Origin of the sequence: Rhodococcus sp. DN22 (genome assembly GCF_036669995.1) — a bacterium.
Classification (GTDB): Bacteria; Actinomycetota; Actinomycetes; order Mycobacteriales; family Mycobacteriaceae; genus Rhodococcus_F; species Rhodococcus_F erythropolis.
Window position 1 is genome coordinate 2,495,446 of sequence record NZ_CP133326.1, and the last position, 18,086, is coordinate 2,513,531.

Here is an 18,086-nt window from a genome sequence, read left to right on the forward strand (position 1 = left end):
AGTATCGACAACTTGGCTATGGATGAACAGTCCAGTGGCCTTCAAGATGGTCGAGTGTTGATACGGAGATTCGCCTCGCTGTTCGTTGGTCTGTGGTTGTACGGCTTCTCGATGGCCATGATGATCACAGCCGGCCTCGGACTGGACCCCTGGGATGTGTTCCATCAGGGCGTGGCCGAGCATGTTTCGCTCAGTTTCGGCGTGATCACTGCGATTACCGGTGCGGTGGTACTGCTGCTCTGGATTCCGATCCGTCAGCGGCCAGGGTTCGGCACGCTCGCCAATGTCGTGGTAATTGCAATCTCGGTGGATACTTCACTGGCCTTCTTGCCGGTCTTTGATTCCATGCCAGTTCGCGCCGCGATCATGGTCGCGGGAATCCTCCTCAACGGACTGGCCAGCGTTCTCTACATCGGGGCAGGCATGGGGCCGGGTCCCCGCGACGGGTTGATGACAGGACTGGTGGCGCGCACCGGCTTGTCGGTCAGGCTCGTGCGAACCAGCATCGAAATCGCGGTCCTCGCTACCGGATGGCTCCTCGGTGGAACGGTTGGCGTCGGAACAGTGTTGTACGCCTTCGGGATCGGGCCGACCATTCAATTACTGATCAAGGTGCTGCCGGATTCCATGACAGCAGCGGTTACCGGCGGACGTGTCACGGAACGTAAGGCCAAGACCGTGGGTCCGGTCAATGAGATCTCCGTGCCGACGGGAACTTCGGCCGTGGAGGCAGGTTCGCCGGTCGGTGACGCCGAATCGAACGATGCAGTCAAGGTGCCGTCGAACCATTCCGGAGTGCCGACGGTGACCTGAACCGGTCCACCGGAATGCAGGATCAGGAGCCAACTGTCGTCACCGAGTGGGCGCCCGGTCCGAGTGTGAGACCGAACGTCGGCTCCGTCGATCCAGGCCTGCAGCGTTCGGTGACTCTCGTCGTACCATGCGGTGTCGTCGAACTCGACGCCGGCAGCGTCGAACCAGACGAGGTCCGGGTGCTCCAGTCTTCTTCTGCCTTCGAAGAATTCGGGCTGACGCAACGCCGGTGCCGCTCGGCGTAATCCGAACGCTCGGGAGACGAACTGCACCAACGACTGATCGGCCGCCGTCCAGTCCAGGGCCCACGAATCGGCTGGGGAGGCAAGTGTGGGAACACAATACGCGTTGTTGTTTCCGCCGAGACTGTGGCCGAACTCGTCTCCGGCGGTGAGCATCGGTGTGCCTGTCGACAGCACGAGCGTGGCCAGTAGCGCCCGTACATGACGTGCCCTGGCGTCCTGAATCTCGGGATCGGTGCTGGGGCCTTCGATTCCGTGGTTGAACGAATCGTTGTGATCGGCGCCGTCACGATTGTCTTCACCGTTGGCTTCGTTGTGCTTGTGGTTGTACGCGACCAGATCGGCGGCGGTGAACCCGTCGTGCGCTGTGACGAAGTTGATCGACGCCCATGGGCGACGGCCGCTGCCGGCAAAGATGTCCTCGGAACCGGCGAGGCGCGACGCGACCTTCCGGACGCTGGAGCCGCCGTTCCAGAACTGGCGAATAGTGCTGCGGTACTTGTCGTTCCATTCCGACCATTGGAGTCCGAAGTTTCCGACCTGGTAACCGTCGGCAGTGGCATCCCACGGTTCGGCGATGAGCTTGCACCGGGTCAGTACCGGATCGGAGGAGATGGCCGACAAGATGGACGCCCGCTGGTCGAAGCCGCCGCCGCGCGGCCTACCCAACGCGCTCGCGAGATCGAATCGGAAGCCGTCGACACCCATTTCGGTGGCCCAGTAGCGGAGGCTGTCGGTGATCATGCGGACGGCGATGGGGGAGCAGGCGTCGACCGTGTTGCCGCACCCGGTCAGGTCGATGTCGCGGCCGTCGCCGTCGAGAAGGTAGTAGCCGGGGCCGTCCAAACCTCGCCAGCTGACGCTGATTCCGTCGACACTCTGCTCGCAGGTGTGGTTGTAGACGACGTCGAGGATGACCTCGATGCCTGCCGCGTGTAGTGCGTCGACCATGATCCGGAACTCGGTGACTTCGCCGCCCGAAGTTGCCGCGTATCCGGGATGCGGGGCGAAGTACGACGCCGTCGAGTATCCCCAGTGGTTGCGCATCCCTCGCTCGCGGACGCTCTGTTCGGTCAGAAACGCCTGTACGGGAAGCAGTTCCACGGCGGTGACGCCGAGTGAGACGAGGTGATCGATCACGGCCGGTGCCGTCAGGCCGAGGTACGTTCCGCGGTGGGCGGCGGGTACTCCTGGATGACTGGCGGTGTACGCGCCCACATGCAGTTCGTAGATCACGCTTTCCTCCCACGGCGTCTCGAGGCGGCCTCCGGCAGGCGCGAGGCCGGGAGTCACCACGGACAGCGGCACGTGGCCGAGAGAGTCGAGGGCAGACGGGTCGCCGAAAGGATCGTCGGCGTACGACAGGAGGGCACGGTGGTCACCGAGTTCCCCCTCGATGCGGCGCGCCCACGGATCGATGAGCAGCTTGTGTGGGTTCAGTCTCAGTCCGGCGCGCGGATTCCACGGGCCGCTTGCCCGAATTCCGTATCGCTGCCCCGCACCGATCCCGGCGATGATCCCGTGCCAGATTCCGTACGTGTGTTGCCGGAGTTCGACGCGATCTTCGTTTCCGTCCTGGCCGATCAGGCAGATCTGGACGCTCGACGCAGCTGGTGCGTGGACCGCGAACTGGGTTCCGGAGTCCACGATGTTGGCGCCGAGGGGGAACGGAGACCCGGGCGTCGGGGTGTGAGTTTCGATGAGAGGCGACACGCAAGATGATCCTGCCGTGAACGGCCGGAGAATGTGCGGGAAGATGTTCGGGTGCCGCTACCTGATCCAGATCTGCTCATCGATTTCGACAACGTACTCATCCGTCGGGGAGGGTCCACTCTGGTGGGGCCCGTCACCTGGAAAGTGGAGCTGGACGAGCGATGGGTGGTGCTCGGACCCAACGGTGCCGGCAAGACCTCGCTGCTGCGCATCGCGGCCGGTGAGACTTTCCCGACCAGTGGTTCTGCCCACCTCCTCGGCGAAGTTCTCGGCAAGGTCGACGTCAACGAGTTGCGCCCGCGAATCGGTTTGTCCTCGTCGTCGTTGGCGAACCGCGTGCCCGGCGACGAGAAGGTCAGCGACCTAGTCGTGTCGGCGGGCTACGCCGTTCTCGGTCGGTGGCGCGAGGAGTACGAATCCATGGACACCTCGCGCGCTGTGGAGATGCTCGAAAGCCTCGGCGCCGAGCACCTGGCGGATCGCACGTACGGGACGCTTTCCGAAGGCGAGCGCAAGCGCGTCCTCATCGCGCGAGCCTTGATGACCGATCCCGAACTTCTTCTCCTGGACGAGCCCGCCGCCGGGCTCGATCTCGGTGGACGTGAGGAACTTGTGGCCAGACTCGCCGAACTGGCTGCCGATCCGGACGCCCCGGCTACCGTTCTGATCACCCATCACGTCGAGGAGATCCCGCCGGGATTCACTCACGCACTCCTTCTCAAGGAAGGTGAGGTCGTCTCTCAGGGCCTTCTGGACGACGTCATCACCGCCGAAAATCTGAGCGCGGCATTCAGCCAGTCCATCAGCCTCGACAAGGCGGACGGCCGATACTTCGCGCGCCGCGCAAGGCCGTCAGGAGCTCATCGCGCGTGAGCTTCAGTGGGACCTGAAATGCGTTCCAGATCACAGATCGCGTAGGTTCGCGAAGCATGGCTAACGAGAATGCAAACGCTGTCCCCGAGCCCAAGGATGCGTCGACCGTCATCTTGGTGCGCGATGCCGAATCCGGGATCGAGATCTTCCTGCTTCAACGAGTACAGGGGATGGCGTTTGCCGGGGGCATGACGGTCTTCCCCGGCGGAGGCGTCGACAAGTCCGATGCGACGGCAGAGGTCGAGTGGGCCGGACCGTCGGTCGAGTGGTGGGCCGAGCGGTTCAGCACGGATGTGGCTCGGGCGAAGGCTCTCGTCTTGGCTGCGGTGCGGGAAACGTTCGAGGAGTGCGGCGTTCTGCTCGCCGGACCGACCGGGGACACCGTCGTCGCGGACACGGCCGGCTACGCCCAGGACCGCGTTGCTCTCGAAAAGCACGAGCTGTCGTTCAGCGATTTCCTGAAGAAGGAGAACCTGGTCCTGCGAACGGATCTGCTGCGGCCGTGGGCGAACTGGATCACGCCGGTGGGCGAGACCCGCCGCTACGACACGCGCTTTTTCGTCGCAGCGTCACCGACCGGACAGATCGCGGACGGGGTCACCTCCGAGGCCGCCGAGGTGCGTTGGCAGAGCCCGCGGGACGCGCTGGCGCATTGGCGGGAGGGTGGCAGCATCCTGTTGCCGCCGACGTGGAGTCAGCTGACCGAATTGGCCAAGTTCAGCTCGGTGGCGGAGATACTCGCAGCCGAGCCGGAGATTCCCGTCATCCTGCCTACGTTGATCACCGACGAGGAGACTCTGCGCGTCGAGTTCCCGAATCAGGACGGTTACTACGTCGCCGGGCCGCATCCGTGGTCGGTCAAGGCGGCAAAGTAACCTCTCGATCATGGCTGAATTTGTGACTCTCGAGGTTTCCGAAGGCATCGGCACCATCCGTCTGGCGCGCCCGCCCATGAACGCTCTGAACCGTCAGGTCCAGGACGAGTTGGCTGCTGCCGCACATGCTGCGACCGTCGACAAGGCAGTCAAGGCCGTCATCGTCTACGGCGGCGAGAAAGTCTTCGCAGCAGGTGCCGACGTCAAGGAAATGGCCGAGATGGATTACGGCCAGATCCGTGACGCCATCGGTGGCATGCAGGCCGGGCTCGGCGCCGTGGCGTCCATCCCGAAGCCGACCGTTGCCGCGATCACCGGATACGCACTCGGTGGCGGACTCGAAGTTGCACTCTCGGCCGATCGCCGGATCGTCGGAGACAACGCCAAGCTCGGAGTTCCGGAGATTCTGCTCGGAATCATTCCCGGTGGTGGCGGAACGCAGCGCATGGCTCGTCTGATCGGACCGGCCAAGGCCAAGGATCTGGTCTTCACCGGCCGTTTCGTCGGGGCTGACGAGGCGTTGGCCATCGGTTTGGTCGACGAGGTCGTCGCTCCCGACGACGTGTACACCGCCGCTCGCACGTGGGCCTCGCAGTTCGTCGGGGGAGCGTCACGTGCGTTGGCTGCTGCCAAGGCAGCCATCGACGAGGGTCTGAACACCGACCTGGAATCCGGGCTCAAGATCGAGCAGCATCTGTTCGCCGGATTGTTCGCGACCAAGGATCAGGCGATCGGCATGGAGTCGTTCATCGCCAACGGTCCGGGCAAGGCCGAGTTCACGGGCGAGTAGGCTCCCCTAAACTAGAACTTGTTCATCTCTTACCAGCGAGTAGGATAGCCGCCATGACAGCCAGCCCGAATGACGACGCAACCGTCACGCCGCCCGCCGCTACCGACACCTCGGTAGTCGACCCCGCGCCGCGGCCGCACGCCACGGCCGAAGAGGTCGAGGCCGCTCGTAAGGACACCAAGCTCGCCCAGGTGCTCTACCACGACTGGGAAGCCGAAACCTACGACGACAAGTGGTCCATCTCGTACGACGAGCGCTGCATCGACTACGCACGTGGTCGTTTCGACGCCGTCGCGGGCGATCAGCCGCTCCCGTACGAGCGCGCCCTCGAACTGGGTTGCGGCACCGGATTCTTCCTCCTGAACCTGATGCAGGGTGGAGTCGCCAAGACCGGTTCGGTCACCGACCTCTCGCCCGGCATGGTCAAGGTCGCACTGCGCAATGCAGAAAGCCTCGGCCTTCCGGTCGACGGCCGTGTTGCCGATGCCGAGACCATTCCGTACGAGGACAACACCTTCGACCTGGTCGTCGGCCACGCCGTGCTGCACCACATTCCCGACGTCGAGAAGTCGCTGCGCGAGGTCCTTCGTGTCCTCAAGCCCGGCGGCCGTTTCGTCTTCGCCGGTGAGCCCACGACTGTCGGTAACTTCTACGCCCGCTGGCTCGGCCGCGCGACGTGGGAAGCAACCACGCGCGTGACCAAGCTGCCGTTCCTGGCAGATTGGCGTCGCCCGCAGGAAGAGCTCGACGAGTCCTCTCGCGCAGCAGCGCTCGAAGCAGTCGTCGACATCCACACGTTCGACCCCACCGACCTCGAGAACATGGCGAAGTCCGCGGGAGCCGATCAGGTCCACGCTGCCACCGAGGAATTCGCCGCGGCGCTTCTCGGATGGCCGGTCCGTACCTTCGAAGCAGCTGTTCCGCCGGAGAAGCTCGGTTGGGGCTGGGGACGTTTCGCTTTCGGTGGTTGGAAGACGCTCAGCTGGGTCGACGAGAAGGTGCTCCGCCACGTCGTTCCTCGCGGATTCTTCTACAACGTCATGATCACCGGCGTGAAGCCCGGCAACTGAATTGGGTTATGACTTCACCTTCGGCGACGTCGACTATCTCGGAAGTGATTCCGGCGTAGCTGCCTTGGCCGAGGTGGATCAGCTCGAACTGTCCACGCGTACGCGTCTGGCCGACATCGGCCGGGCGCGTACGCGTTTCGGTGATCACATGCCTGCGCTCGTGGACACCGTCCTGCTTCGACGCAAGGCCGCTTCGAAACTGCCCGGCAGTGATCAGTGGTTGTTCACGGACGACGCGATGCAGCAGGCCACTCCCGGTGTTGTGGCGGCGCACCGCGCGCAGCGTCTGATCGGGCGCGACGTCCACGACGTGACGTGCTCAATCGGCGCCGAACTGCATGCCTTGACCGGAGTTGCGCATCGCGTGATCGGCAGCGACATCGATTCCGTTCGCCTGGCGATGGCACAGCGCAATGTGCCGAGCGCAGCGTTGTTGCGGGCCGACGCGCTCCGCCCGACGACACGCGACACCGTCGTACTGGCGGACCCCGCCCGGCGATCGGGCGGTCGCCGCACTCACGATCCGGCAGCGTTGATGCCGCCGCTACCGGACCTCATCGAGGCGTACTCCGGCCGTGATCTCGCGGTGAAGTGTGCTCCCGGACTCGATTTCGACAATCTGGGCTGGGACGGGGAAGTCGAGGTCGTCTCGCTCGACGGCGGCGTCAAGGAAGCCTGCCTGTGGTCGACGGGACTGGCCGAGTCCGGCGTCACGCGTCGAGCTTCGGTGCTTCGCTCCGACGGGAGCGGGTGGGCGATCACCGACGCCGAGGACGACGTGATTCCGGAGCAAGCTCCGGGGGAGTGGATCATCGACCCGGACGGAGCGGTAGTGCGAGCAGGCCTCGTGCGCCACTACGCGGCCAGACACGGCCTCTGGCAGCTCGATCCACGCATCGCTTATCTGACCGGTGACAGCGTCCCTGAGGGAGTTCGCGGATTCCGGATCCTCGAGCAGATCAAGTACTCGGAGAAACTGCTCAAACAGACACTGTCCAAGCGGGACTGCGGTGTGGCCGAAATTTTGGTGCGAGGAGTCGACGTGGACCCGGCAGTGCTGCGTCCACGGCTCAAGCTCAAGGGCTCGCGTGCACTGAGCGTCGTGATCGTGCGGATCGGACGATCGGCGTCGGCCTTCATCTGTGAGGCTTCCCGCTAGCTCACTTGAAGACGAACAGCTCACCGATTGCGCTGGGCGTCAACACTTCGCCCTTGGGGCCGATCGAGGTGCCGACGGTGAAGCCGACTGCTCCCGGCAACGTGTCCTGATCCACCGTCTCACCGGTTTCGGTGTCGAAGGTGATCAGGCTCAGTCCGTTCTCACCCTCGCGGACGACGGTGTATCCGGTGTTGCCGGCGGTCTGCGCCGGAACGCCCAGTTGCAGAAGGTCTTTACGTTCCCAGGCCAGTTCGGCGTGATCTCCCTCGTCGCGCACGGCAAGGAGGTGGCCCTTGTCGCCGCCGGCGGGAATGATCAAACCGTCGTCGGACGTCGAGGCACTACCGGCCGAGTTGAAGCCGATGTCGTAACTCCACCTGGTGTCACCGGTTTCGGCGTTCACTGCCCAGAGAGATCCGTTGTTGTCGGTGGCGTAGACGGTCTTGCCGTCCTTCGACAGGTCCGGGCTCGACGCCGTTCCACCGGGAAGCGCGTCGGTGGACCACTCGCGGGTGATGGACGGATTGTCGCCGCCCGTGTACTTCATGGCGACCAGATCGGCTGCCTGAGAACTGGGTCCGTAGAAGGTGAAGTAGAACTTGCCGGTGCCCAGGTCCACTGCCGGGGTATTGGCCACCGGGCAGCCGGACGTGCCGAGGAAGCACTTGTTCAAACCCTTGTTGTCGGGAATGAGTTCTGCATTCGCGCCCTGGTCGATCGACGGCGGCGGGATCAGGTCGAACGACGGAACCACTTTTGCGCCGGTCTGCGGGTCGAGCACGTTGATCTGACCCAATTGGGTGATGAACAACAGGTTTCCGTCGCCGGTGAACTGTGACGAGAGAGGAGTGCCCACAACGAGCGTGCGCCAACGCAATTGACCAGTCTCGGTGAAGGACATCATCGCGCCGCTCTCGCCGACGTAGACATTGGTGGCCGTGTCGACGATGGGTGTGGACGCGACTACTCCGTCGTTGAGTCGAGCGCACCACTTCTTGCGACCCGTATCCATCTGGAACGAGAAGAGATTGCAGCCGTTCTCGGTGCGGGCGGTGACGAAGCTCTGGCCGTTCGCGGCCACCGAGGCGTACGCGGCAACCGGACCGCCGAGAGGGCGTGACCATGCGAACTCGACATCGCGTGATCCGGTGACCGGGCTCGTGTCGCTGTTGCGGGCGTCGGCATGCATGGCCGGCCAACCCGCCGACGCGTACCGGTCCACCCGTCCGTCGTCGCTGCCGCAACCGGCGATCAGGGCCGCAGCGATCGCCGTCGACACCATCACGGACGACCGTAGGACCCGCCGCATCACAATCTCCCTGCCTTCACTTGATCAAGAGCCCTCGGTAACTGCACAAGCCCGGACCAGAGACTATCCCGACCGGGGCAACGTGACGGGGCACACCCCGAGGGTCGGTGAGTCGGCCCCACGTAGGCTGAACACTCATGACGAGCATGTGGGGCGCACCGTTGCGCACTCGATGGCGGGGATCACGCCGAGGCGACAGCGATCAGGCCAAGTTCTTGACGGTCGATTCCCTCAAATGGGTTCTGGCGAACAAGGCGTACACACCCTGGTATCTGGTGCGGTACTACCGTCTCGCCAAGTTCAAGATGGCCAACCCGCACGTGATCCTGCGTGGCATGGTGTTCCTCGGCAAGAACGTCGAAATCCATTCGACCCCGGACCTGTCCCGCCTCGAGATCGGGCGCTGGGTACACATCGGCGACGGCAACGCGATCCGTTGCCACGAAGGTTCGCTGCGCATCGGCGACAAGGTCGTCTTCGGCAAGGACAACGTCGTCAACACCTACCTCGACATCGAAATCGGTGCGTCGACGCTCGTAGCCGACTGGTGCTACATCTGCGACTTCGACCACCGCATGGACGACATCAACACACCGATCAAGGACCAGGGCATCGTCAAGGGCCCCGTCCGTATCGGCCCGGACACCTGGGTGGCAGCGAAGGTCACCGTGCTGCGAAATACCCGCGTCGGACGGGGTTGTGTGCTCGGTGCGCACGCCGTCGTCAAGGGAGACATCCCGGATTTCAGCATCGCGGTCGGCTCGCCTGCGAAGGCGGTCAAGAACCGCAAGTCCGATTGGGAAGCCGGCGCTGCCGATCGTGCGAAGTACATCGCGGCACTCGAGGACATCGCACGCAAGAAGGCTGCTGCGGACGCTGCCGACGCGTCGTCGACGTCGTAGCTCACTTTTTGGCAGAACCAGCGATTACTTTCGGCGCCGCCACCGGTCTGTATCGGTATCGGCGCCGAAAGTCTGCGCCGGTGAAAGGAGTGCCGACATGAGCGAACAGACACCCGAATGGGTCGTGGCGCAGCGCCGCGAACTGGTGGGATTTCTCGAAGGCCTGAGCGCGGAGCAGTGGAACGCGCCGACCCTGTGCGACGGGTGGCGGGTCCGCGAAGTGATCGCGCACATCACCATGCCCTACCGATACTCGGCGCCGCGATTCGTCGTGGAAATGGTCAAGTCACGCGGAAACTTCAACAAGATGTCGAATCGGCGAGCGCTCGCCGACGCGTCGGAAGTCGGTGAGCAACAACTGCTTGCCTCGCTTCGCGACAACGTCGCACACCCGTGGAAGCCGCCGGGCGGTGGCTTCGAGGGCGCACTCTCACACGACGTGATTCACGGTCAGGACATTCGCGTGGCACTCGGCGACGACTACGTGGTGCCCGAAGACCGGCTCACTCGTGTGCTCAGCGGACTCTCACCCAAAACCGTGAAGTATTTCGGAACTGACCTCGACGGCGCTCGGTTGCGCGCCGACGACCGAGACTGGACGTACGGTGCCGGCGCCGAGGTTCACGGAGCGGCGCAGGACTTGTTGCTGGTGTTGTGTGGCCGGATGTTGCCACCAGGCCATCTGCTCGGGGATGCGAGTTCTCGCTTCACCGCGCCCCTCCCGACCCGCTGAGGTCAGCGCTTCAGCGACCAGGGAGCGGCCGCTCGGGAATCTGCGGCCGCGCCAACGGCTGCCGCACCCGACGCTTTGCGCCCGCGTAGACGTGAGCAGTCTCCTCGGCGACCTGATGCCAGTCGAAGTCCGACGTCAGGCGTGCCCGGGCGGCCACTGCCCGTTCCTGCGCCCCGGCGGGATCGTCGAGAACTTCGCGGACCGCCGAGGTGAGCCCGGCGATGTCACCCGGTTGGAACGACATCCCGGTCACCCCGTCGACTACCGCTTCGCCCAGTCCGCCTGCGGTGGACGTGATCAGCGGAGTGCCGGCTGCCGCCGCTTCGAGAGCGATGATCCCGAACGGCTCGTAGCGCGACGGCAGGACGATGGCGTCCGCTCCGTGCAGCCAGCTGAGCAGTTCCGTGTGATCGAGGTTGCCGAGAAAGTCCACTGCCCGCGCGACGCGATGTGTGCGCGCCTGTTGGTAGAGCCAGGTGAACTGGGTGCCTTCGCCCGCGATCGCGAGGGTCGTGCCGGGGTGGCTACGACGGATTCGGGGGAGTGCCGCGATAGCGTCCTGCACACCCTTCTCGTATTCCAGGCGGCCGACGAAGAGGAGTTTCGGCGGCCCTGACCGCGGTCCACGTTCGCGAAAGCTCCACGTGGTCACGTCGATTCCGTTGCGGATGACAGTGATCGGCGGCAGCGTCGGACCGTAGAGTTCGGTCACTTCTTCCTGCATGGACGCCGAACAGGTTATGAGAGAGTCGGATTCGTTTGCCAGCCACCACTCGACCGAGTGGACCTGGCGGTTGATGCGTCCGGAGATCCATCCGCTGTGGCGACCCGCCTCGGTGGCGTGAAGCGTGGAAACCAATGGGACGTCATAGAATTCGGCCAAGGCGATCGCCGGATGTGCGACCAGCCAGTCGTGTGCGTGCACGACGTCCGGTTGCCAGCCCTCACCCACTCCTGGCTTGTGCAGCGCCATCCCGGCACGGACCATCGCGTGACCCATCGCGAGGGTCCACGCGAGCATGTCCTCGCCGAAGACGAAGTGTGCCGGGTCCTCGGCCACTGCGACGACCAGTACGCCTTCGGAGATGTGCGTGACCGTCGGGTGCGTCGACGCATCGGTGCCGGAGGGGCGGCGCGAGAGAACCACGACTTCGTGGCCTACAGCCGCAAGCTCGGTGGCGAGATGGTGGACGTGTCGGCCGAGGCCGCCGACAACGACCGGTGGGTACTCCCACGAGACGATGAGAATCTTCACGACGCGCTCCCGTTCACCAGTTCTGTGTCAGGCAGACGGCGAGCATCCAGCCCCGGGAACAATCCGTCGGCGCGATTCCAGCCTTCGGCCAGTCGCTCGGCGACGGCATCGCGGCCGGAAACGAGCGCTTCGGAGATTTCCCTGGTCGCGTGGGCGTGCTTGTGTGCGCGTTCGCGGGCGTACCCCGCGGCCGAATCCTTGCTCACCATGAATGCCCAATCGCTCGAAACTGTCATCAGTGTCTCGCGAAGGACCTGATCGTTGACCCGGTTTCGCAGTTCCGGTCGGCCGGGTGCGTTGTCGCGGCCGCGAGACTTGTCCACGGTGGTGAGGGCGGTATCGACCACCTCGGAGTTCAGTTGCACGAGGTCGGACACCTGATCGCCGGCCCATACGCGCCAGTCCTTGCCCGATCCCCAGGACGAATCCTCGAGCTGAACGGGTTCGCCCACGTATCCCGATTCCTTGGCGTCGGCGAGGGTGCCGACGCGAATTCCGGCTTCCGGAAGCGCGCGCAGGAGCTTCTCGAGCCACTGCGGGCCTTCGTGCCACCAGTGCCCGAACAGTTCGGTGTCGAATGCTGCGACCACGAGGGCGTCGCGGCCGATGCGGGTGGATTCACTGCGCAGACGCGCCCGAACGGTTTCGACGAAGTCGGCGACGTGCTTGTCGACGGCGGCGGCGGCGAGTTCGGGGTCGTACGGCAACTTGTCGGCGGAGTCGACGGTCCGTCCGGTGACCCGCGACGGCTTGAGGCCCGTCTCGTGGTCGTAGGTGTGGAAATCGCGGTAAGCAGCGTGACCCGGATATCCGGATTTCGGGGACCAGACGCGGTAGCTGACCTGCAGGTCGCGGCCGAAGGCAACCACGTCGGATTCTCGAACCGGGCGACCGAGGGACGTGTCGCCGCGCAAGGCGGGACCGTCGACCATGAAGTGGGTGACGCCCGCTTCGGCGTACCCGCGCTCCATGCCCGGGGTGTACCCGCACTCGGGCCCCCAGATCCCGGTCGGAGTGTGGTTCCACCGGGCATGCGCGTCGGCGAGACCTTCGCGGAGGGAGAACGCACGCAAGCGAGGGTCGAGCAGCGGCTGGAACGGGTGGGCCAGCGGCCCGCCGAGAAGCTCGAAGGCCTCGCGGTCGATGAGGTCGCGGAACACGGGTGAGGCGCCGTGCTGCCAATGAGTCTCGAAATCTTCGAGAGCCGCTGCGGACGCTCGGTGTTCGCGCGCTCCGAGTTCGCGGTGCGCTGCGTCCGGCATGCCGGCGGCCTCGTGTGCACGGATCTGCCAGTTGCCGAGCCAGTGATGCATACCGGCGAGGCAGTGGGGATCGTCCAACTGGGCCGCGAGCACCGGCGTGATTCCCAGCGTCAGCAGGTGCGATCGGCCCTCGTCGGCCAGTCGTCGTAGCGCGGCGGCGAGCGGAATGTACGACGCAGCCCAGGACTGGTAGATCCATTCCTCGCCGACGGGCCATCTGCCGTGGTTGGCGAGCCACGGCAGATGGGAGTGCAGAACCAGGGCGAACATCCCCGGTTCGGTGACGGGTGTTGCGTTACTCACTCGCCGGATTCCTTCACGGCAATTTCCTTCGCAGCGCTGTCTTTCACGGCGATAGCGACGAGGTCGAGGCTGTCGTCGATGTCGGGTTCGCTGATGCTGAAGTCGTCGACGGTGATGCCCTCGACGTCGCGGGTGAGATCTTCGGGCCAGGGCTCACCGGCCAACGCGCGGTCGATCTGCGCGTTGATGAACGATCCGCCGTGCTTGGCGTCGAGTTCCTTCAGGCGTGAACCGTGGTGGACGCCGGTCATCAACTGAACGCGGAATCCGGCGTCTTCGAGCAATTCGGTCATTTCGGCGGCGTTGAGCTCACGAGTGTGGAAGGGGTTCAGCGGCGTGTCGCGGCCGGGGGAGAACGTGATCCGGTTGGGGGTACTGATCAGAAGTTCACCGCCGGGGGCGAGAACTCGGAAGCACTCGCGCAGGAACTGACCCTGATCCCACAGGTGCTCGATCACCTGGAAATTGACGACGACGTCAACCGAGTTGTCGGCCAGTGGAAGCTCGGCGAGGTTGCCGTGGAGCATCTCGACGCGGGGGTAGCGCGCACGAACGTGTTCGACCGCGGAGACGTCGTAGTCGAGGCCGGTAACCTTCGTTGCGACGTCCGCAATCATGTTGGCGCCGTAGCCTTCTCCGGATCCGGCCTCGAGGACTCGGCGGTCCGTGCAGCGCTCCAGAAGTGCGCGGTACACCACTTCGTGGCGTCGGAACCAGTAGTTCTCCTCGGGGATTCCTGGCACGGTTCGTTCGCCCGTCAAGGGCAGGGGTGCGTCCTCGTGGTTGCTGACACTCGTTTCACTCACCCGTGCGAGATTAGTGCCATCCGAGTAGAACGTGTTCGCCGTGGTCCAGATCACTGCTGTCAATTCCTGTTCGTGCCGTTATCGTGGACGAGGTTCCACGTTAAGTTACCCACCGGTAACTTAACGTGGGGTAATCTAACGCACAGCCGACGTGAACCGAGAAATTCGCCCGTGGGGAGACCTGTCGGACTCTCTTTTCGGACGCTCGGACTGCGCGAGCACCACAGACGATTTATCAGGTGAATTACACACAGGAGGTCGACGAAGACCCATGACGAATATCGTTGTTTTGATCAAGCAGGTCCCCGACACATGGTCCGAGCGCAAGCTGACCGACGGCGACTACACGCTTGACCGTGAAGCCGCCGACGCAGTCCTCGACGAGATCAACGAGCGCTCCGTCGAAGAAGCACTCCTCATCAAGGAAGCTCAGGGCGGTGAGGTAACGGTGCTGTCCGCAGGTCCCGACCGCGCCACCGACGCTATCCGCAAGGCTCTGTCGATGGGCGCCGACAAGGCCGTCCACATCAACGACCCGGCACTGCACGGCTCCGACGCGATCCAGACCGCATGGACGCTCGCTGCTGCTCTCGGACAGATCACCTTCGAGAACGACGAGCCTGCCGACCTGATCATCGCCGGCAACGAGGCCACCGACGGCCGCGTCGGCGCTGTTCCGGCCATCATCGCCGAGTACCTGGGGATCCCGCAGCTCACGCAGCTGCGCAAGGTCGTCGTCGCCGACGGCAAGATCACCGGTGAGCGCGAGACCGACGAGGGCGTCTTCGGCCTCGAGGCTTCGCTGCCCGCGATCGTCTCGGTCACCGAGAAGATCAACGAGCCGCGCTTCCCGTCCTTCAAGGGCATCATGGCCGCGAAGAAGAAGGAAGTTCTCGTTTACACGCTGGCCGACCTCGGAGTCGACCCGGAGACCGTCGGAGTTGCCAACGCCGGCACCACCGTGACGTCCTCCACCCCGAAGCCCCCCCGTACCGCTGGTGAGCGCATCGCCGACGAGGGAGACGGTGGCACCAAGATTGCCGCTTACCTCGTCAGCAACAAGGTCATCTGATCGCGCCCTTCTAGACATCCAGCAGAAGAACTCAGGGAGAGTTAAGTCATGGCAGAAGTACTTGTGCTCGTAGAGCACGCAGAGGGTGCGCTGAAGAAGGTCAGCACCGAACTCATCACCGCTGCACGCGCACTCGGTGAGCCGTCGGCAGTTGTCGCCGGCCCCGCGGGCACCGCAGCAAAGCTCGCCGACGCTCTGGCAGCAGCCGGAGCCGAGAAGATCTACGTCGCCGAGTCCGACGACATCGACGGCTACCTCGTCACCCCCAAGGTCGACGTTCTCGCCGCTCTGGTCGAGTCCACCAGCCCGGCAGCAGTCATCACCGCAGCCGGCACCGAGGGCAAAGAGGTTGCCGGTCGTCTGGCCGCACGTCTGGGCTCCGGACTGCTGACCGACGTCATCGAGATCAAGGCTGACGGCACCGGCGTCCACTCCATCTTCGGTGGCGCGTTCACCGTCGAAGCCAAGGCCAACGGCGACGTTCCCGTCTACTCGGTTCGTCCGGGTGCAGTCGAGGCTGCTCCGCAGGCCGGCGCAGGCGAGCAGATCACCGTCGAGGTTCCGGCTCAGGACGAGAGTGCCGTCAAGGTCACCTCGCGTGAGCCCATTGTCGGCGGCGACCGCCCCGAGCTCACCGAGGCGTCGGTTGTCGTCTCCGGTGGACGTGGCGTCGGCAGCGCGGACAAGTTCTCCGTCGTCGAAGAGCTGGCCGATTCCCTCGGTGCTGCAGTCGGTGCTTCGCGTGCCGCTGTGGACTCGGGTTACTACCCCGGACAGTTCCAGGTCGGTCAGACCGGTAAGACGGTCTCCCCGCAGCTGTACATCGCGCTCGGCATTTCCGGTGCCATCCAGCACCGCGCCGGCATGCAGACGTCCAAGACCATCGTCGCGGTCAACAAGGACGAAGAGGCACCCATCTTCGAGATCGCCGACTTCGGCATCGTGGGCGACCTGTTCAACGTCGCACCGCAGCTCACCGAAGCTGTGAAGTCCCACAAGGGCTAAAAAGCACAAACTGCTGTGCGCCTTTATCAACCCCCCGCGGTTGATAAAGGCGCACAGTGCTTTATTCACCCGGCCTGCATCGGCATGTCACTTCGCCGATACCGAGACGCCGTTCGCGCTCGATAAACCTTGCGCATGACAATTACGTCAGTCCTTCGCTCCGCGAGTGACAATCTCGGCCGTGAGGTCGCCCAGCCGAGATATTCCCTGATCGTCTCCTCCGACCGCGAGCATCGTGTCGCAGCGCAGCGCCTTCGATACCGAGTGTTCGCCTCCGAGCCAGGCTTCTCCCTCCCGGCCTCGGCCGGGGTCTTCGAACTCGACGCCGACGGCTTCGACGAATTCTGTGATCATCTACTCGTTCGCGACAACATCACCGAGGAGTACGTCGGCTGCTACCGAATGCTGCCGCCGGATTCCGCGGCGGCGGCGGGTGGGTATTACACCGCAACCGAATTCGACATCTCCGCGCTCGATCCGGTGGCGAACAGGATCGTCGAAATGGGTCGCGCTTGCGTCGATCCCGCGCACCGCACCGGATCCGTCCTGAGCCTGATGTGGTCGGGCATCCTGCATTATCTCGAACTGACCGGATACGAGTGGGTGATGGGCTGCGTCTCCGTGCCCATCTTGCCGAGCCCCGATTCAATTGCCGGCGCCGATGTCCGCGGCGTCCGTGACTTCGTGATGAACAAACACGCCAGTCCGGGGTCGCGGCGGGTGACGCCACGAAACCCGGTGGTCCTCGGCGGTCTGACGCTCGACGAGATTGCCGCACCGGAACGCGTGACGATGCCGCCGTTGCTCCGTGGCTACTTGCGGATGGGCGCGATGATCTGCGGGGAACCTGCTCACGATCCCGAGTTCGGTGTGGCCGATTTTGTTGCGCTGCAAGGCCTTCACTCCGCCAACAAGCGCTATCTGGAACGGCTGCGATCGGCGGCCGCCGCACACGAATCGGGGATCGGCTGATGACCGCGACGGTGCCGTACTGGGTGCCGACGAGCCCCTGCGGCGACGGGTGCCTACCTACGGACGCACCCGGTGTGTCGAGTATCACCGTGATGGCCCGCGGGGTCATGGTCGGCGCCGCACTGGTGACTGCGCCGGTGCTCTCGGCCGGCTGGCTGCTCCCGCGCACCTGGCGTACGGAGATGCAACGCGGATACTCGCGCGCGTTGCTGCGTTGTCTGGGAATGAAGCTCACGGTCGACGATCAGCGGTTGGGGCGCGCCGAACCGGCGGGCGTGATGGTTGTCGCCGGTCACGTGTCGTGGACCGACGTCCTCGTCGCGAGTGCCGTTGCCCCGGCCAACTTCGTCGCCCGTGCCGACCTGCTCGACTGGGCAGTGCTCGGTGGTCTCGCGCGCCGGATGCGCGTAGTGCCCATCGATCGCGCCCGACTGCGTGAACTTCCCGGAACCGTCGACGTCGTTCGCGAACGACTTCAGCGTGGTGTCCGCGTAATGGTGTTTCCCGAGGGAACGACCTGGTGCGGGCGGGCGTACGGAGGTTTTCGCCCGGCGATGTTCCAAGCTGCCGTCGACGCCGAATGCCCGGTTCAGCCGATGGCGATCCGCTACGAGAACGCCGACGGCTCCCTGTGCACCGGACCGTGCTTTGTCGGCACCGAAACTATCGGTCAGTCCATCCGTCGGATCCTGCGTCAGAAGAACGTCGAGGTGAAGGTCAGGCTGGCTCCGCTCGAGGAGGCAGGGGAGTGTCGAGTCGACCTCGCGCAGCGATGCGAGAGAGCCGTACGTGGCGTCGAAACCATCGATTTGGCAGCTCACGACATCTTCGACCCCGCACCGGAACTCGTGACACAAGCCGTGGGACAAATCGATACCTCCCCGGCAATGACCGCTTAGCCTGCTGAGCGAGGCTGGGCGAACTCTCGTGCT

16 protein-coding genes and 1 pseudogene are annotated in these 18,086 nt (G+C 64.5%); 12 read left to right on the top strand and 5 right to left on the bottom strand.

All coding sequences use genetic code 11. The features are described 5' to 3' along the window. Window positions 1–18 precede the first annotated feature (18 nt). Complete coding sequence (locus tag RA302_RS11455; protein ID WP_338480712.1) at window positions 19–813, top strand: membrane protein; 795 nt, start codon at window positions 19–21, stop codon at window positions 811–813. On the opposite strand, the pseudogene glgX reads toward RA302_RS11455, so the two are convergent. Next, a pseudogene (gene glgX, locus RA302_RS11460) lies at window positions 726–2,768 on the bottom strand (glycogen debranching protein GlgX); the annotation flags it as partial. The gene RA302_RS11455 and the pseudogene glgX overlap by 88 nt on opposite strands. A 51-nt stretch (window positions 2,769–2,819) precedes the next feature. Here glgX and RA302_RS11465 point away from each other — a divergent pair. The 5 genes from RA302_RS11465 to RA302_RS11485 are packed head-to-tail and all read left to right on the top strand — an operon-like array spanning window position 2,820 to window position 7,535. Continuing rightward, the gene (locus RA302_RS11465; RefSeq protein ID WP_003944728.1) at window positions 2,820–3,641 is read left to right on the top strand and encodes an ABC transporter ATP-binding protein; all 822 of its coding nucleotides are present in this window, start codon (window positions 2,820–2,822) and stop codon (window positions 3,639–3,641) included. 56 nt (window positions 3,642–3,697) lie between these two features. Next, window positions 3,698–4,516, top strand: coding sequence for an NUDIX domain-containing protein (locus RA302_RS11470; RefSeq protein WP_153212476.1), 819 nt, complete (start codon window positions 3,698–3,700; stop codon window positions 4,514–4,516). Between the two features lie 10 nt (window positions 4,517–4,526). After that, window positions 4,527–5,306 carry an enoyl-CoA hydratase-related protein gene (locus RA302_RS11475; RefSeq protein ID WP_338480716.1) on the top strand — a complete coding sequence of 260 codons (780 nt, stop codon included), beginning with the start codon at window positions 4,527–4,529 and terminating at the stop codon, window positions 5,304–5,306. A 53-nt stretch (window positions 5,307–5,359) separates the two neighbouring features. Next, entirely contained in the window at window positions 5,360–6,376 is a 1,017-nt protein-coding gene (locus tag RA302_RS11480; protein ID WP_003944733.1) for a class I SAM-dependent methyltransferase, read from the top strand. 1 nt (window position 6,377) lies between these two features. Continuing rightward, window positions 6,378–7,535, top strand: coding sequence for a class I SAM-dependent methyltransferase (locus RA302_RS11485; protein WP_338480719.1), 1,158 nt, complete (start codon window positions 6,378–6,380; stop codon window positions 7,533–7,535). Window position 7,536: 1 nt separating this feature from the next. On the opposite strand, the gene RA302_RS11490 is transcribed toward RA302_RS11485, so the two are convergent. Continuing rightward, on the bottom strand, window positions 7,537–8,844 hold the full coding sequence (locus RA302_RS11490; protein ID WP_338480721.1) for a PQQ-binding-like beta-propeller repeat protein: 1,308 nt from the start codon (window positions 8,842–8,844) through the stop codon (window positions 7,537–7,539). A gap of 137 nt (window positions 8,845–8,981) precedes the next feature. On the opposite strand from RA302_RS11490, the gene RA302_RS11495 reads away from it, so the two are divergent. Together RA302_RS11495 and RA302_RS11500 are read left to right on the top strand one after the other, a co-directional pair. After that, window positions 8,982–9,746 (top strand): acyltransferase, encoded by a 765-nt coding sequence (locus tag RA302_RS11495; RefSeq protein WP_019747901.1) that lies wholly within the window; start codon window positions 8,982–8,984, stop codon window positions 9,744–9,746. A 97-nt stretch (window positions 9,747–9,843) separates the two neighbouring features. Next, a complete protein-coding gene (locus RA302_RS11500) occupies window positions 9,844–10,479 on the top strand; it encodes a maleylpyruvate isomerase family mycothiol-dependent enzyme (protein ID WP_019747902.1) in 636 nt (211 codons plus the stop codon). Window positions 10,480–10,489: 10 nt separating this feature from the next. Here RA302_RS11500 and RA302_RS11505 read toward each other — a convergent pair whose 3' ends face one another. The 3 genes from RA302_RS11505 to RA302_RS11515 are packed head-to-tail and all read right to left on the bottom strand — an operon-like array spanning window position 10,490 to window position 14,105. Further along, entirely contained in the window at window positions 10,490–11,734 is a 1,245-nt protein-coding gene (locus RA302_RS11505; protein ID WP_042951480.1) for a glycosyltransferase family 4 protein, read from the bottom strand. Next, a complete protein-coding gene (locus RA302_RS11510; protein WP_021343881.1) occupies window positions 11,731–13,266 on the bottom strand; it encodes a glycoside hydrolase family 57 protein in 1,536 nt (511 codons plus the stop codon). Before RA302_RS11510 ends, RA302_RS11505 begins: the two co-directional genes overlap by 4 nt. A gap of 29 nt (window positions 13,267–13,295) precedes the next feature. Next, entirely contained in the window at window positions 13,296–14,105 is an 810-nt protein-coding gene (locus tag RA302_RS11515) for a class I SAM-dependent methyltransferase (protein WP_338480723.1), read from the bottom strand. Between the two features lie 271 nt (window positions 14,106–14,376). Here RA302_RS11515 and RA302_RS11520 point away from each other — a divergent pair, with 271 nt between their 5' ends. The 4 genes from RA302_RS11520 (at window position 14,377) to RA302_RS11535 (ending at window position 18,053) form a co-directional block, all read left to right on the top strand. Continuing rightward, window positions 14,377–15,177 carry an electron transfer flavoprotein subunit beta/FixA family protein gene (locus tag RA302_RS11520; protein ID WP_019747906.1) on the top strand — a complete coding sequence of 267 codons (801 nt, stop codon included), beginning with the start codon at window positions 14,377–14,379 and terminating at the stop codon, window positions 15,175–15,177. A gap of 48 nt (window positions 15,178–15,225) precedes the next feature. Further along, the gene (locus RA302_RS11525) at window positions 15,226–16,182 is read left to right on the top strand and encodes an electron transfer flavoprotein subunit alpha/FixB family protein (RefSeq protein WP_003944698.1); all 957 of its coding nucleotides are present in this window, start codon (window positions 15,226–15,228) and stop codon (window positions 16,180–16,182) included. 135 nt (window positions 16,183–16,317) lie between these two features. Beyond that, a complete protein-coding gene (locus RA302_RS11530; protein WP_080910884.1) occupies window positions 16,318–17,154 on the top strand; it encodes a GNAT family N-acyltransferase in 837 nt (278 codons plus the stop codon). After that, entirely contained in the window at window positions 17,154–18,053 is a 900-nt protein-coding gene (locus RA302_RS11535) for a lysophospholipid acyltransferase family protein (protein WP_020907246.1), read from the top strand. The genes RA302_RS11530 and RA302_RS11535 overlap by 1 nt, the downstream gene beginning before the upstream one ends. Window positions 18,054–18,086 lie beyond the last annotated feature (33 nt).